Here is a 14,348-nt window from a genome sequence, read left to right on the forward strand (position 1 = left end):
CACAACAGGTGTACATCTGATGGTGACCCGCATTCCAGCCCCCAGCGCCACCGCCCTCGAAGGCGTAGCCCCCACCTTGCGCAAGGTGCGCGCCCAGGCCCCCGATGTGGCCCGCCGAGCCGCCCAGGCCCTGCCCCCGGCCGCCCGCAAGGCCGCCACCGTGGTGCAGAAGAACGTGCGCCGCGCCGCCACCGGCATGCTGGGCCTGTCGGGCGAGCGCATGAGCAAGGTCGATACCGCCTGGCTGCGCATGGACTCGCACAGCAACCTGATGATGATCAACGGGGTGTGGACGCTGTCGCCCGGCATCGGCTGGGACGCGCTGTGCGAACGCGTACAGCAGCGCCTGCTGCAGTACCCGCGTTTTCGCCAGCGTGTGGTGGAAGACGCGGCGGGCGCCACCTGGGTGGAAGACCACAACTTCGACATCGCTGCCCACGTGCTGCGGGAGAAGCTGCCCCACCAGAAAGGCCACAGCATGCAGCGCGCGCTGCAGGACCGTGTGGGCGAACTCGCTATGCAGCCGCTGGATGCGCGCCGCCCCCTGTGGCAGATGCACCTGATCGAAGACTTCGTGGGCGACGACGGTCAGCCGGGCAGTGCGCTCATCGTCCGCATCCACCACTGCATTGCGGATGGCATCGCGCTGATCTCGGTGACCATGTCGCTGGTCGATGGCGGCTCCGAGCCACCCAAACGCAAGCCGCGCGCGGACAAAGAGGCCGCGACGGCCGAGGACTGGATCGCCGACGCACTGATCAAGCCCTTTACTGGCCTCACGGTGAAGGCGCTGGACCTGGCAGGCGACAGCGCGGCCAAGTCGCTGCAGATGCTGGGCGACCCAGAAAAGGCCATGCACCACGGGCTGGCCGGCACCATGGACATGGCGCGCGTGGCCTACCAGCTGGTCAGCGATGCCGCCGCTCTGGCGCTGATGCCCGACGATTCGCCCACGCGCCTGAAGGGCCAGCCGGGCAGCGCCAAGCGCGTGGCGTGGTGCCCGCCCATTCCGCTGGAAGAGGTCAAGGCCATCGGCAAGGCGCTCAACTGCTCGATCAACGATGTGCTGCTGTCCTGCGTGGCAGGGGCCATCGGCGGCTACCTGCGCAGCCAGGGCGACGACCCCACAGGCCAGGAGATCCGCGCCATGATCCCCGTCAACCTGCGTCCCATGGAAGAGGCCTGGAAGCTGGGCAACCGCTTCGGCCTGGTGCCTCTGGTGCTTCCCATCGGCATGGCCAACCCGGTGGAGCGGGTGTACGAGGTGCGCAAGCGCATGAACGCGCTCAAGGGCAGCACCCAGCCCATCCTGGCGTTTGCCATGCTGGCAGTGGCGGGCCTGATGATCAAGCCCGCGCAGGACGCGCTGCTTAACCTCTTTGGCCGAAAGACCACCGCCGTGATGACCAACGTGCCCGGCCCCAAGGAGCAGCTCACGCTGTGCGGCTCGCGCGTCACGCAGTGCATGTTCTGGGTGCCGCAGTCGGGCGACATCGGCCTCGGGGTCTCCATCCTGAGCTATGGTGGCGGCGTGCAATTTGGCGTGATCACCGACACCACCCTGTGCCCCGAGCCGCAGCGGATCATCGACGCCTTTGCGCCCGAGTTCGACCAGCTGTCGCTGCTCACGCTGATGCTGCCCTGGGGCGAATGAGGCGGCGATCCGCTGAGAGCCCTGCGGCACTTCGCGGCCTGGTCGCCCCTGTGCGGCGATCTCTGGTGAAAAACACCGCCCTGCCGCTTGCGCTATGGACGGCGGGGGCCTGTGCGCAGGCGGCCGTGATCGAGGAGCATGCAGAGCGCCCGTATGCCGTGAATGCACATCCCTCCGAAACGCTGCGGCAGGCGCTCAACGCAGCCACCCCCATCACCACGAACGGGCAGCGCTTTCACGGCCACACCCGGTGGAATGTCCGCTGGACCTTCCGCTGGCAAAGCGAAGCATCAGGCCAGTGCCGCATCACGGAGGTCACCACACGTTTGCGCACCGAAGTGCAGTTGCCTGAGTTGCGGCGCGCCACCCCCTCCCAGCAGGCGGTGTTTGACCGATACGTGCCAGCCCTGTCACGCCACGAGCAAGGCCACGTGCAGTTCGGCCGCGACGCCGCCCGTGCCGTCGACCAAGGCATTGCACAACTTCCTGCCGCATCCGATTGCGCGGCGCTGGAGCGCCAGGCCAATGAGCTTGGCCACCGTCTGCTGCGCGAACATGCAGAGCGCGAGAAACAGTACGACCGCGACACGCGGCACGGAGCATCGCAAGGCGCCAAGCTGGAGTGAGCCAGCCAAGAACGAACTAACCAAGCAAGCAGGCTTGTGCGTTATCCCCGTACCGCGCTGCGGAATGCCGCCGAAAGCGCCGCCAGCGCTGCGTAGGGCCGGCCGTCCGTGATGCGCGTGTGCAACAGCACCGGCAGGCGCGGCAACTCGGGCAAACGCAGGCGCGCACCGACCTCCACCGCACCCAGCGGCAGCATGCGCGGCGCGAGCGCCGCCACGCCTAGCCCGGCCATCACCGCGGCCGCCACGGCAGCGACACCGCCGCCCACGAACACCTCGGCCCACGCGATGCCCGCCGCATCCAGCGACCGACCCGCCATCGCCCGCACACCGCAGGGCTCGGCCAGCGTGGCCAGCGGCAATGGCTCGCCCGAGCGGTGCTGCCAGCCGGGGGCCGCGAACCAGCCGAACGGCTCCTCGGCCAGCAGCTCGCCATCGCTGCGGCCCACGTGCATGCGGGCCAGCACCGCATCGAGCTCGCGCCGGTCGTAGGCTTGCAGCAGATCGCCGGACGATCCGATGCGGATCTCGATCAACAGCTGCGGGTCCTGCGCATTCATGCGGGCGATCAGCGCGGGCAGCTCGGGCCCGGCCACGTGGTCGCTGATGCCGATGGTCAGGCGCTGGCGGGCCTGGACGAAAGAGGCCAGTGCCCGGTCGTGTACCGCCAAAAGCTCGCGGGCATGTTCGAGAAACGCCGCGCCCCGGGCCGACAGCTGCACATGCCGCGGCGTGCGCTCGATGAGCCTGCAGCCCAGGCGCGCCTCCAGCCGCTGCAGCTTGAGGCTGACCGCAGCCTGCGCCGTACCCATGGCCTCTGCCGCGCGGGTGAAGCTGCCCAGTTCGGCGATGCGCACAAAGGCCTCGACGGCATCCAGGTCCAGGGATCGCTCAACCATTTGATTTCGACATTTCTGAAATAGATATCCATAGCATATTCATATGGATAGCATTTCGCCAGCCTCTTCCTTTTTGTTGTTGTTCACCAAGGACCCTGCGATGCCCCTCATCCACATTGCCATGCGCGCCGGCAAGCCCGCAGCCTACCGCCAGGCCATTTTCGACACGCTGTACCGCGCGATGCGCGAGACCTTCAACGTGCCCGAGGACGACCAGTTCATGACCATCACCGAGCACGACGCCGCGAACTTCCGCTACAGCCCCACCTACCTGGGCGTGGCGCGCAGCGACGATGTGGTGTTCATCCAGATCACCGCCAACAACACGCGCGGGCTGGAGCAGAAGAAGGCGCTGTTCGCGCGCATCGCACAGTTGCTGGGCGAAAGCCCGGGCCTCCGGCCCGAAGACGTGTTCGTGAACATCGTGGAAGTGGCCAAGGAGAACTGGTCCTTCGGCCACGGCCTGGCGCAGTACGCGCAGCCTGCGTAACGCAGCACTCGGCACCCGCAGCGCACGTGGGCGGCAGAGGCCTCAGGCCGCCGCCAGCGATGCGGACAGCTCCCACACCGCCTCGGCCATGGGCGACATCTCGGCGCGCTGGCGGTACAGGCGGATCTGCACCGGCAGGCTCCAGTCGCTGCCGCCTGCGGCCACCAGCGTGCCGGCTTTGAGTTCATCGGTGATCAGGCTCTCGGGCAGCCAGGCCACGCCGCGGCCTTCCAGGGCCATGGTCTTGAGCAGCACCGCATGGTGCGCGGTGAACACCACCGACACCCCTTGCGGCATGGCGGCGTCCGGGCCTTCGCTGAACAGGTGGCGCATGCGCGACCGCATGATGCGGCCCAGGCCCGAGGCCTCGCTGTAGGCCAGCACGGGCACCGCGTCCTGCTGCACGATGGCGTGCAGCGGCTGGCCGGGCGACGCTGGGACGGGCGCGCTCACCGGTAGCAGCACATCGTCCGACAGGCGCAGCACCGGGTACTGCGCCTCGTCCAGCCGGCCCGGCACGTCCGGGTGGCCGTGGCACAGCACGAACTGCACGCGGCGCTGCAGCATCAGGTCCTCGCAGGCGTGCGAGCTGTCGGACATGGTCTGGATGGGGCCCATCTGCAACCGGGCTTCGATGCCCACCAGCCAGCGCGGAAAGAAGGTGAGCGACAGCACGTGTGTGGCCGCAAAGCGCAGGCTGGCCGCGGCCACGTCGTGCGCGGCGCGGGCCTTGATGCGCGCGGCCTCCAGGTTGGCCAGGATGGCCTCGAGCAGCGGCAAGAACCGCTGGCCTGCGGGCGTGAGCGCCGCGGGGTGCGCGCTGCGGTCGAACAGCTCGACGCCCACCCAGTCCTCCAGCGCCCGGATGTGGCGGCTGAATGCGGGCTGGGCAATCGAGCGCGCCTCGGCCGCGCGCGAGAAATTGCCGGTCTCGGCCAGGGCCAGAAAGTCCTCCAGCCACTCCAGATCCAGCGGTCGGTTGCCAGGGCCCATGGGTGCGTTCCCGCCTTGCGATAGTTGTATGCGATTGAAGTATTGGACCGCGGGCACGGGGTGGGAAATGATCCACCCCGTAGTTCACCAGCCTTCCAACACGGAGACAAAAAAGCATGCCTGCCATCTCGAATTATCGCGGGATCATCCCCGCCATCTCGTGCCCCTTCACCCCCGACCACCGCATTGACGAGCCCGCGCTGCGCAAGCTCGCCGCCTGGCTGGCGGGCCACGAGGGCGTGGTGGCCATCATGACCAACGGCCACACGGGCGAGGTCTTTTCGCTGACGCCGGCCGAGCGCGCCCAGGTCACCCGCATCGTGGCCGACGAGCTCAAGGGGCGCTGCCCTGTGATCTCCTCCATCGTCTGCGAAGGCCTGGCCGATGCGGCCGAGCATGCCCGCGCCGCCGTCGAGGCGGGCGCCGTGGCGCTCGACGTGATGCCCCCGCACCACTGGCTGCGCTTTGGCTTCACGCCCGGCCATGCGCTGCAGTACTTCGAGGCCATCCACAAGGCCGCACCCAGTGCCGACCTGGTCTGCCACGTCTACCCCGCCTGGACGCGCGCCTCGTACTCTTCGCAGCTGCTGGCCGACCTGGCCCGGCTGCCCTACCTGCAGGCCTTCAAGGTGGGCCAGCGCGATATGAACAAGTACGCCCGCGACATCCAGGCGATCCGCGAGGCCGATGCGTCCAAGGCCATCCTGACCTGCCACGACGAGTACCTGCTGGCCTCGATGGTGCAGGGCGTGGACGGCGCGCTGGTGGGCTTTGCCACCTTCATCCCGCAGCTCATCATCGATTTGTGGAACGCCGTGAAGGCCGGTGATTTGAAGAAGGCCATGGCGGTGCAGGCCGTCATCACGCCGCTGAAGGACGCGGTGTATGGCGGTGGCGAGCCCACCGGCGAGGCCCACGCCCGCATGAAGGGCGGCATGTACCTGGCCGGCGTGCTGGACGACGCCACCGTGCGCCCACCGACCGAGGCGCCCAACGCGAAGGAAGTCGAGGCCCTGCGCGCGGCGGTGAAGCAGGCGGGTCTGCTCACGCGCTGAGCGGCCCCTGCAAGGTAGGGGACTCTTGAGTCCCCCGCGCCTGGAGAGAACACAAGAAAACCGACAAGGAGACAAGACACCATGCAACGCAATCGATTCCTTCGAACAGTCCTGCGCACAGCCCTGGGCACCGCAGCGCTGGCAATGGCAGCCAGCAGCTTTGCGCAGGCCTACCCCACCAAGCCGGTGCGGGTGGTCATCCCCTTTCCGCCGGGCGGCACGCTGGACACCGTGGGCCGTCAACTCGCGCAGAAGCTGGGCGAACAGATGGGCCAGAACTTCATCGTGGAGAACAAGCCCGGCGGCAACGGCGTGATCGGCGGCGACGTGGTGGCCAAGGCGCCGGCCGACGGCTACACGCTGCTGTTCAACGCATCCACCTTCACCACCGCGCCCATGACCATGAAGTCCGTGCCCTACGGCGTGGTCAAGGACTTCACGCCCGTGGCGCTGGTGGCCAAGGCGCCGCTGTCGGTGGCCATCAACAAGAACCTGCCCGTCACCGACATCAAGTCGCTGATGGCCTATGCCAAGGCCAACCCCGGCAAGATGACGTTTGCCGTGGGCTCCATCGGGTCGGCCGGGCACCTGTCGACCGAACTGCTCAAGCGCGCTGGCCAGCTCGACTACCTGATCGTGCCGTACAAGGGCACGGCGCCTGCGTTCCAGGACCTGATCGGCGGGCAGATCGACGGTTTCATCGACCCCATTCTCGGCTCGCTGCAGTACCACAAGAGCGGCATGCTGCGCGTGGTGGCCGTCACCTCCGCGCAGCGCGCAGCCAGCCTGCCCGACGTGCCCACGGTGGGCGAGACGATCCCGGGCTACGAGTTCTACAGCTGGTACGGCCTGTGGGGCCCGGCCAAGCTGCCGGCGGACATCGCCCAGCGGCTGAACACCGAGGTGAACAAGGCACTGGCCGAAATGACGCCCAAGCTGCGCGAGCAGGGGCTGCTCACCACGCCGGGCAGCATCGAGGACTTCGCCAAGTTCCAGCGTAGCGACATGGAGCGGTCGCAAAAAATCGTGACCGAAGGGAACATCCGTGTCGAGTAACACCCGCCACGCCCTCGTCACCGGCGCCAGCAGCGGCATAGGCCGCAGCATCGCCGAATCGCTGCTAGCAGACGGCTGGCGCGTGACAGGCCTTGACGTGGCCCAGGCGACGGTCGTCCATCCGTCGTTCACCCACACGCCCGTCAACCTGGCCGATGGTGCCGACATCGCCCGCGTGGCCGCCACACTGCCTGAAGTAGACGCGCTGGTCCATGCGGCCGGCGTGCTGCGCGTGGGGCCGCTGGGTCAGCTCGATCATGCGGGCGGCGAACTGATGTGGCGCCTGCATGTGGACGCCGCCACCCGCTTGGCCGACGCCATCGTGCCCGGCATGGCGCAGCGCGGCCGGGGGCGTGTGGTGTTCATCGGCAGCCGTGTGGCGCAGGGCATGGCCGGGCGTGGGCAGTACGCCGCGACCAAGGCCGCGCTGATCGCGCTGGCGCGCAGTTGGGCGGCCGAGGTGGCCGCGCAGGGCGTGACGGTGAACGTGGTCTCCCCCGCGGCTACGACCACCGGCATGTTGAACGACCCGGCGCGCGCCGGGAGTGCGCCGCGCCTGCCGCCCATCGGCCGGCTGATCGAGCCGGCCGAGATCGCCGCGCTGGTGGGCTTTCTTCTTTCCGACCCTGCCGCCGCCATCACGGGGCAGGACATCGCGATCTGCGGGGGCTCGTCGCTCGCCCGCTGATCGCTTCGACTCCGTTCTTTTTTGTTTCATCCACCACCACGACCACCATGAAGATCGTCAACATCCTCGAATCGACCCGTCCCATCAAGTCGGACATCCGCAACGCCTACATCGACTTCTCGAAGATGACGCTCAGCCTGGTGGCCGTGGTCACCGACGTGATCCGCGACGGCAAGCCGGTGATCGGCTACGGCTTCAACTCCAACGGCCGCTATGGCCAGGGCGCGCTGATGCGTGACCGCTTCATCCCGCGCGTGCTCGAGGCGGAGCCCGCCAGCCTGCTGGACGCCACCGGCGAGAACATCGACCCGCACAAGGTCTGGGCCCGCATGATGATCAACGAGAAGCCCGGCGGCCACGGCGAGCGCTCGGTGGCCGTGGGCACCATCGACATGGCGGTGTGGGACGCCACGGCAAAAATAGCGGGCAAGCCGCTGTTCCAGTTGCTGGCCGAGCGCTACGGCAACGGCACGCCCAACCCGCGCGTGTTCGTCTACGCGGCGGGCGGCTACTACTACCCCGGCAAGGGACTCGAAGCGCTGCAGCGTGAAATGGAAAGCTACCTGGCGCGCGGCTACTCGGTGGTCAAGATGAAGATCGGCGGCGCCACGCTGGCCGAGGACTGCGAGCGCATCGAGTCGGTGCTCAAGATCCTGGGCCCGGGCCAGCAGCTGGCGGTGGACGCCAACGGCCGGTTCGACCTGGCCACCGCAATCGCATATGGCAAGGCCCTGTCGCAGTACCCGCTGTTCTGGTACGAGGAAGCCGGCGACCCGCTGGACTATGAGTTGCAAGCCAAGCTGGGAGAGGTCTACAAAGGCCCCATGGCCACGGGCGAGAACCTGTTCTCGATGCAGGACGCGCGCAACCTGATCCGCCACGGCGGCATGCACAAGGACCGCGACTGGCTGCAGTTCGACTGCGCACTGAGCTACGGCCTGGTGGAGTACCTGCGCACGCTGGACATGCTCAAGGAACACGGCTGGTCCCCCAGCCGCTGCATCCCGCACGGCGGCCACCAGATGTCGCTGGCCATTGCCGCGGGCCTGGGCCTGGGCGGCAACGAGAGCTACCCGGACCTGTTCCAGCCCTACGGCGGCTTCCCCGATGGCGTGAAGGTCGAAAACGGCTACGTCACGCTGCCGCCGCTGCCGGGCATCGGCTTCGAGGGCAAGTCGGACCTGATCGCGGAGATGCGCGCGCTGGCGTCTTGACAGTGAAATGGGGCTCCAGCGCTTTTTAGGCAAGCGCTGGCAGCTATGAAATTTGAAGTGGCCGCGTTGGCGGCCACTTCAGTTTCCGATGCCTGACGGAGTCATCCAGCGGGCGCAACACCAAAGACAACCTGGCTGGCGTTACGCCGCGGCGAGCCGTTCCTTGGCCAGCTTTGTGCCCTCTGCCAGCGCTTTCAGCTTGCGCCAGGCGACGTCCCGCCCCATGGGCGCCAGACCACAATTCGTGCAAGGGAACAGCCGCTCCTTGGGCACGAACTCCAGTGCCCGGGCGATGGTGTCCGCCACTTCCTCGGGGGTTTCGACCACGTCGCTCGCCACATCGATCACGCCGACCATCACGTCCTTGCCGGCCAGCAGCTTCATCAGGTCGGGCGGCACATGGGAATGGATGCATTCCAGGCTCACCTGGTCGATGCTGCTCTTGGCCAGCGCGGGGAACACTGCCTCGTACTGGCGCCATTCATCGCCCAGGGTGCTCTTCCAGTCGGTGTTGGCCTTGATGCCGTAGCCGTAGCAGATGTGCACCGCCGTCGTGCAGGTCAGGCCCTGCGCTGCGCGCTCCAGCGCCTGCACGCCCCAGTCGGCGGCGTCCTTCATGTAGACGTTGAAGGCGGGTTCGTCGAACTGGATGATGTCCACGCCATCGGCCTGCAGCGCCAGCGCTTCCTGGTTGAGCAGCTCCGCAAACGCGAAGGCCATCTTGACCTTGTCTCCGTAAAAGCGGTCTGCCACGGTGTCGACGATGGTCATCGGGCCGGGCAGGGTGAACTTCAGTTTTTTGCTGGTGTGCGCGCGCGCCAGTTGTGCCTCGAAGGCATGCACGCGGCCCTTCAGGCGCAGGGCCGAGACCACCTGAGGCACCATCGCGTCGTAGCGGTTGTCGCGGATGCCCATCTTCACCTTGTGCTCGAAGTCGATGCCTTCGACCTGCTCGAGGAAGCCGTGCACGAAGTGCTGGCGCGATTGCTCGCCGTCGCCCACGATGTCCAGGCCCGCGTCTTCCTGGGCCTTGATCCACAGCAGGGTGGCGTCGGCCTTGGCCTGGCGCAGCGCATCGCCTTCGGCCATCCACTGGGGCCAGAGCTTGTTGGTTTCAGCCAGCCAGGCGGGTTTGGGCAGGCTGCCTGCGATGGAGGTTTCAAACATCTGACAATTCCTTTGAAGCAAAAGAGGGGTGGGTGAGCATATTCCGGGACTTTGGCCCGGCGATGGAAGCCGAGTATTCAGTGGGCGTGGGCTTGGGCAACTGCAGCAGCAGCAGCAGCACCAGTCCATTGCGCCAGGACCTTCTTGTACGGCCGGATGAAGTGCTCCTGCGCAAACTTGCCCTGCTTGACCGCCAGCTGGCTGCGCTCTTCCCGGTCATACACGATCTGCGTCAACGAATAGTCCTCGTTCTTCAGGCTCGGTTGGTAGAGTTGCCCTGCCGCTGAATTGGCGTTGTAAATCTCGGGGCGGTAGATCTTCTGAAAAGTTTCCATCGTGCTGATGGTGCCGATCAACTCCAGGCTCGTGTAGTCGCCCAGCAGGTCTCCCTGAAAGTAGAAAGCCAGCGGCGCAACGCCATTCGCGGGCATGAAGAAGCGGACCTGCATCCCCATTTTTGCGAAGTATTGGTCGGTTGAGGACAGCCCACTCTGTTGGTATTCGATGCCCAGTACCGGGTGCTGATTGCCGGTGCGTCGATAGGTCTTGCTGGTCGAAGCGCTGATGCAGATGACGGGCGGCTTGCCGAAGCGCTCCTTGTAGATGCTCGAATTGGCGAACTGCTGGAACAGCTTTCCATGCAGGTCGCCAAAATCATCGGGCGTGCTGAATTGCGCGCGGTGGGCGTTGTACTCAGGAAGCAGCACGCTGAAGTCGTAGTCGCGCACGTAGGAGGAGAAATTGTTCCCTGCAATGCCAGGGATGCGTTGGTCCGACTTCTTGTCGAGGATGCAGGTTTTCAGTATCTCGATCAGCGGAAAGGCAGCATTGCCAGCCTTGGCATCTATGCTCATCTCGACCGAGATGATCTCGAGTTCGACGCAGTAGCGGTCCCCCGTCGGGTTGTCCCAATGCGCCAAGTTGTTGAAGCGGTTGTCAATCATCTTCAGCGTGTTGCGCAGGTTCCGTTGCCGACTGGCTCCCCGGGCCAGGTTGGCAAAGTTGGTGGTCATGCGTGTGCTGTCCGATGGCTCATAGTTTTCATCGAAACATATGCTTTTGAGGCTGAAGCTGAGTTCGTCGTTCATGGCGGTCCAGTGGCTTGAATGGATGGAGGGAAAGGCCGGTGCTTGTTTCAGGCCAGGGCCACTTCGTCGGCCAGCGAGGGCTGGGCGGGGCGCGCCAACGGCATGAGCGGCAATGCCCGCTGGACGGCCAGTCTGGCCCGGTCGATCAGGGCCTGGTTCTGCAACCGGTAGTCCACAAAATCCTTGTCGGTCGCATACACGCCCAGCGGCAACGTGCGCGCCTGGAAGAAGCTGAACAGCGGCCGCAGCTGGTGGTCAATCACCAGCGCATGGCGCTCGCTGCCGCCGGTGGCGGCCAGCAGCACAGGCGTGTCGATCAAGGCGTCCTGGTGAACGAAGTCGAAGAAGTGCTTGAACAGCCCCGCATAAGAGCCGCGGTACACCGGTGTCGCCACCACCAGGATGTCGGCCTGCTCGACCGCCGCCAATTCCCGCTCTACGGCGTTGGGCAGTTGATCGCGCCAGACCGCGCCAGCGAACATCGGTGCGAGCTGGCCCAGGTCGATCAGGCGTTGTTCGCAGGGACGCTCGTCGGCGATGAGGTCCAGCAGGTGCTCTGCCAGGGCAGCGGACCTGGAGGGGCGCTGCAGCCCGCCGGAGACTGCGACGATGCGCAGGGGATGTGCTGTATGTGCGTTCATGAGAGGGGATGCTAGTTGCTGCAAACCATGAAGTAAAATGGTCTTATTTCATAAATCCATGAATACGGTTCATTAAAAATGCTCGAACGCATTCACCTCAGCATCGTTCAGCAGGTTGAGAAGCAAGGATCGTTGACGGCCGCCGCGGGCGTGTTGAACCTCACCCAGTCGGCGCTGAGCCACAGCATGAAGAAGCTGGAGCAGCAACTGGGCACCGACGTGTGGTTGCGCGAAGGTCGAAGCCTGCGCCTCACGCAGGCCGGCCAGTACCTGCTGGCAGTGGCCAACCGCGTGCTGCCGCAGCTGGACCTGGCCGAAGAGCGCCTGGGCCAGTTTGCGCAGGGCGAACGCGGTGCGCTGCGCATCGGCATGGAATGCCACCCTTGCTACCAGTGGCTGCTCAAGGTGGTATCCCCTTATCTGGCCGCATGGCCTGACGTGGACGTGGACGTCAAGCAGAAGTTCCAGTTCGGCGGGATCGGCGCGCTCTTCGGCTTCGAGATCGACCTGCTGGTCACGCCCGACCCATTGTTCAAGCCAGGGCTGAAGTTCGAACCCGTGTTCGACTACGAGCAGGTGCTCGTGGTGGCCAAGGGCCATGCCCTGGCTTCGGCGGCCTATGTGAAGCCCCAGCAGCTGACACAGGAAGTGCTCATCAGCTACCCCGTCGACATCGAGCGCCTGGACATCTACAGCCAGTTCCTGTTGCCGGCCGGTGTCACGCCCAAGCGCCACAAAGCCATCGAAACCACCGACATCATGCTGCAGATGGTGGCCAGCGGCCGCGGGGTGGCCGCCCTGCCGCGCTGGCTGGTGCAAGAGTACGCGGCCAAGATGGATGTGGTGCCTGTCCGGCTGGGCGTGCGCGGCATCGCCAAGCAGATCTTCCTCGGGGCACGCGAGACGGACACCGCCATTGACTACGTGCGGGCCTTCATCGAACTGGCCCGCACCGCGGTGCCTACGTCGCAGAGCAGGTGAAGCTCTCGGCCTTGGCCGGGTCGCCCGTGCCGTTGTAGCGCGGGAACTTCGGAAACTCGCAGACCGGGCGTTGGGCGACGGGGGTGGTGCCGTCGCCCGCGAATCGGGTGGCCACCAGCTTGTCGGGCGCCGTGCTCTTTTCCACCCAGGCATCCATGGCCGCCAGCAGGTCGATGGAGCGCGGCTCGGTGCCCGCGCCGTCCAGGTCATGCCCGTTGGAGGGCGAGGTGACCATGCGCGCAAAGCCCTGCACCTTGCTGGCGCCCAGGCGCTGCTTGACCGAGTCGAAATAGTCCGCCGTGCGGTACACCGACACGCAGGTGTCGCCCAGGCCATACCAGATCAGCAGCTTGCCGCCGTTGTCGGCAAAGGCGGAGATGTCGGGGTCGGTCGCGTCGATCATCTCGGCCAGCCGCGCGTACTGCGCCTGGTACTGCGTGGGGTCGTGCGTCAGGATGTTGGCGTTGGGGTTGCCCTCCACCAGCCGCGCGGCTTCCGTCACGGCCATGTGGTTGAACGAATCGGGGGCGTCGAAGCTGGTGCCGAACATGTACGACTGCCAGTCCGAGGTGGACGCCCCGCCCCGGCCGTAGCGCGGATAGCCCACCGCACCGCGCGACAGGGTCACGGGCGTCTTATGGTCGCTGTAGATGAGGCGGATCGATTCGATCTGCCCGGCGGTGAGGCAGGTGTCGCTGTCGGCCCCCTTGCACAGCAGGTCGGTGGGCACATAGCTGCAGGCCTCGACGTTGCCGATGATGCCGTCCTTCAGGCCGTCCAGGCCGTCGCACGCTGCGGTTTCGGCCGTGGCGTAGAGCGCGATCTTGGCGGGGCTGAGCCAGTTGTCGCGGCTCTTGAAGATGTGCCGCAGCACCGTGGGGCCCAGGTTGACCTGGTGCGCCTGCTGGCTGATGGCGGGCTCCATGGCCACCACGCCGTCGTAGTCCTTGGGGTACTTCTGCGTGGCGATGAGGCCGGAGCGCCCGCCGTTGGAATGGCCCATGTGGTAGCGCCGCGCGGGGCGCTTGCCATAGAACTCGGTGGCGATCGCCGTGCCGACCTCGAGCACGAAATGGTTCGCGTCGAACGCATGGTTGCGCAGCGCGACATCGCTCTTGCCCCAGGCGAAGCCGCGAATCTGGTGGCCCGAGTCGGAGCTGATCTTCACGTAGGCGTGGGCGGACGGCCCCACGAGTTGCTGGTACCAGGGGTCGTCGGTGGGGATGAACCCGTCGAAGCCCCCGCCGCCGATGGTCAGCGTCTTGCCGTTCCACTGCGCGAGCGTGGGCAGCTCCACCGCCCAGTTGATGGTGGACTCGGGCGACGAGACGATCTCGCCGCGCACGATGCAGGCGTCGGGCAGCGTGCTGTCGGCCTTGCGCACCTCGGTGCGGGTGACCTTGGCACCATGGGGCAGCGCGGCCGAGGTGTAGGCGGCGCAGGCTTCGGCCAGGGGCTTGGCGGCCAGGGGCGGGGCGTCGCTGCCGCCACCGCCGCAGGCCGCCAGCGCCAGGGCCGCGCTGGCGCCCAGGGTTCGGGCGGCCCATCGCCCTGCGTGTACAGGGCCGGGGATGCTGCGGCGGTGCGCCTCGGTGGCGCGGGATGTGCTCGGGAACATGGGATGCGTCTCCTGTGATGATGGTTCTTCAGGAGCCGCAAGGGCTGTGCGCGGCAGCACCGCCAACGCAGCCCTTTCGGCTCCGGTGCGGACGATAGAAAAAGAAGCCGCGGTTGCAGCCTCTGCAAATGCAGAGGGCCCGGGAAACTACCGAGCGCCGGGATCGACCCGCACGGCC

At 66.5% G+C, this 14,348-nt stretch carries 14 protein-coding genes; 8 read left to right on the top strand and 6 right to left on the bottom strand.

Features of this window, described 5'->3' with window-relative positions:
• Positions 1 to 19 precede the first annotated feature (19 nt).
• A complete protein-coding gene (locus IB243_RS20320) occupies positions 20 to 1,654 on the top strand; it encodes a wax ester/triacylglycerol synthase family O-acyltransferase (RefSeq protein ID WP_192428963.1) in 1,635 nt (544 codons plus the stop codon).
• Positions 1,655 to 1,719: 65 nt separating this feature from the next.
• The gene (locus tag IB243_RS20325; RefSeq protein WP_057229482.1) at positions 1,720 to 2,280 is read left to right on the top strand and encodes a DUF922 domain-containing Zn-dependent protease; all 561 of its coding nucleotides are present in this window, start codon (positions 1,720 to 1,722) and stop codon (positions 2,278 to 2,280) included.
• Between the two features lie 41 nt (positions 2,281 to 2,321).
• Here the strand turns inward: IB243_RS20325 and IB243_RS20330 are convergent, their stop codons facing one another.
• Positions 2,322 to 3,179, bottom strand: coding sequence for a LysR substrate-binding domain-containing protein (locus IB243_RS20330; RefSeq protein ID WP_192428965.1), 858 nt, complete (start codon positions 3,177 to 3,179; stop codon positions 2,322 to 2,324).
• A gap of 100 nt (positions 3,180 to 3,279) precedes the next feature.
• Between IB243_RS20330 and IB243_RS20335 the strand changes: the two genes are divergently transcribed.
• Positions 3,280 to 3,669, top strand: a complete 390-nt coding sequence (locus tag IB243_RS20335) for a tautomerase family protein (RefSeq protein WP_192428967.1) — start codon at positions 3,280 to 3,282, stop codon at positions 3,667 to 3,669.
• A gap of 42 nt (positions 3,670 to 3,711) precedes the next feature.
• Here the strand turns inward: IB243_RS20335 and IB243_RS20340 are convergent, their stop codons facing one another.
• Positions 3,712 to 4,662: a LysR family transcriptional regulator gene (locus tag IB243_RS20340; RefSeq protein ID WP_192428969.1), complete on the bottom strand. Its 951-nt coding sequence runs from the start codon at positions 4,660 to 4,662 to the stop codon at positions 3,712 to 3,714.
• A 116-nt stretch (positions 4,663 to 4,778) separates the two neighbouring features.
• On the opposite strand from IB243_RS20340, the gene IB243_RS20345 reads away from it, so the two are divergent.
• The 4 genes from IB243_RS20345 (at position 4,779) to IB243_RS20360 (ending at position 8,675) form a co-directional block, all read left to right on the top strand.
• Positions 4,779 to 5,717 carry a dihydrodipicolinate synthase family protein gene (locus IB243_RS20345; RefSeq protein WP_192428971.1) on the top strand — a complete coding sequence of 313 codons (939 nt, stop codon included), beginning with the start codon at positions 4,779 to 4,781 and terminating at the stop codon, positions 5,715 to 5,717.
• Between the two features lie 81 nt (positions 5,718 to 5,798).
• The gene (locus tag IB243_RS20350) at positions 5,799 to 6,773 is read left to right on the top strand and encodes a tripartite tricarboxylate transporter substrate binding protein (RefSeq protein ID WP_192428973.1); all 975 of its coding nucleotides are present in this window, start codon (positions 5,799 to 5,801) and stop codon (positions 6,771 to 6,773) included.
• On the top strand, positions 6,763 to 7,461 hold the full coding sequence (locus IB243_RS20355; RefSeq protein ID WP_192428975.1) for an SDR family oxidoreductase: 699 nt from the start codon (positions 6,763 to 6,765) through the stop codon (positions 7,459 to 7,461). The genes IB243_RS20350 and IB243_RS20355 overlap by 11 nt, the downstream gene beginning before the upstream one ends.
• A 47-nt stretch (positions 7,462 to 7,508) precedes the next feature.
• Positions 7,509 to 8,675 carry a mandelate racemase/muconate lactonizing enzyme family protein gene (locus IB243_RS20360; protein WP_192428977.1) on the top strand — a complete coding sequence of 389 codons (1,167 nt, stop codon included), beginning with the start codon at positions 7,509 to 7,511 and terminating at the stop codon, positions 8,673 to 8,675.
• A gap of 141 nt (positions 8,676 to 8,816) precedes the next feature.
• Here the strand turns inward: IB243_RS20360 and IB243_RS20365 are convergent, their stop codons facing one another.
• The 3 genes from IB243_RS20365 to msuE all read right to left on the bottom strand — a co-directional run bounded on the left by IB243_RS20365 (position 8,817) and on the right by msuE (position 11,571).
• Positions 8,817 to 9,842, bottom strand: a complete 1,026-nt coding sequence (locus IB243_RS20365) for a methionine synthase (protein ID WP_056165138.1) — start codon at positions 9,840 to 9,842, stop codon at positions 8,817 to 8,819.
• A gap of 77 nt (positions 9,843 to 9,919) precedes the next feature.
• Positions 9,920 to 10,930 carry a DUF1852 domain-containing protein gene (locus tag IB243_RS20370; protein ID WP_192428979.1) on the bottom strand — a complete coding sequence of 337 codons (1,011 nt, stop codon included), beginning with the start codon at positions 10,928 to 10,930 and terminating at the stop codon, positions 9,920 to 9,922.
• A 47-nt stretch (positions 10,931 to 10,977) separates the two neighbouring features.
• Positions 10,978 to 11,571, bottom strand: a complete 594-nt coding sequence (msuE, locus tag IB243_RS20375; protein ID WP_192428981.1) for an FMN reductase — start codon at positions 11,569 to 11,571, stop codon at positions 10,978 to 10,980.
• Positions 11,572 to 11,649: 78 nt separating this feature from the next.
• On the opposite strand from msuE, the gene IB243_RS20380 reads away from it, so the two are divergent.
• Positions 11,650 to 12,552 (top strand): LysR family transcriptional regulator, encoded by a 903-nt coding sequence (locus IB243_RS20380; RefSeq protein ID WP_010462941.1) that lies wholly within the window; start codon positions 11,650 to 11,652, stop codon positions 12,550 to 12,552.
• Here IB243_RS20380 and IB243_RS20385 read toward each other — a convergent pair.
• Positions 12,533 to 14,170 carry a tannase/feruloyl esterase family alpha/beta hydrolase gene (locus tag IB243_RS20385; protein ID WP_225585110.1) on the bottom strand — a complete coding sequence of 546 codons (1,638 nt, stop codon included), beginning with the start codon at positions 14,168 to 14,170 and terminating at the stop codon, positions 12,533 to 12,535. The genes IB243_RS20380 and IB243_RS20385 overlap by 20 nt on opposite strands.
• Positions 14,171 to 14,348 lie beyond the last annotated feature (178 nt).

The organism is Acidovorax sp. ACV01 (assembly GCF_014851495.1).
Lineage (GTDB): Bacteria > Pseudomonadota > Gammaproteobacteria > Burkholderiales > Burkholderiaceae_C > Acidovorax > Acidovorax radicis.

Excerpts from the sequence above, each read along its gene's own strand:
- IB243_RS20320 (WP_192428963.1), top strand. The coding sequence starts at position 20 with ATGGTGACCCGCATTCCAGCCCCCAGCGCCACCGCCCTCGAAGGCGTA.
- IB243_RS20330 (WP_192428965.1), bottom strand. The coding sequence starts at position 3,179 with ATGGTTGAGCGATCCCTGGACCTGGATGCCGTCGAGGCCTTTGTGCGC.
- IB243_RS20335 (WP_192428967.1), top strand. The coding sequence starts at position 3,280 with ATGCCCCTCATCCACATTGCCATGCGCGCCGGCAAGCCCGCAGCCTAC.
- IB243_RS20340 (WP_192428969.1), bottom strand. The coding sequence starts at position 4,662 with ATGGGCCCTGGCAACCGACCGCTGGATCTGGAGTGGCTGGAGGACTTT.
- IB243_RS20345 (WP_192428971.1), top strand. The coding sequence starts at position 4,779 with ATGCCTGCCATCTCGAATTATCGCGGGATCATCCCCGCCATCTCGTGC.
- IB243_RS20350 (WP_192428973.1), top strand. The coding sequence starts at position 5,799 with ATGCAACGCAATCGATTCCTTCGAACAGTCCTGCGCACAGCCCTGGGC.
- IB243_RS20360 (WP_192428977.1), top strand. The coding sequence starts at position 7,509 with ATGAAGATCGTCAACATCCTCGAATCGACCCGTCCCATCAAGTCGGAC.
- IB243_RS20365 (WP_056165138.1), bottom strand. The coding sequence starts at position 9,842 with ATGTTTGAAACCTCCATCGCAGGCAGCCTGCCCAAACCCGCCTGGCTG.
- IB243_RS20370 (WP_192428979.1), bottom strand. The coding sequence starts at position 10,930 with ATGAACGACGAACTCAGCTTCAGCCTCAAAAGCATATGTTTCGATGAA.
- msuE (WP_192428981.1), bottom strand. The coding sequence starts at position 11,571 with ATGAACGCACATACAGCACATCCCCTGCGCATCGTCGCAGTCTCCGGC.
- IB243_RS20380 (WP_010462941.1), top strand. The coding sequence starts at position 11,650 with ATGCTCGAACGCATTCACCTCAGCATCGTTCAGCAGGTTGAGAAGCAA.
- IB243_RS20385 (WP_225585110.1), bottom strand. The coding sequence starts at position 14,170 with ATGTTCCCGAGCACATCCCGCGCCACCGAGGCGCACCGCCGCAGCATC.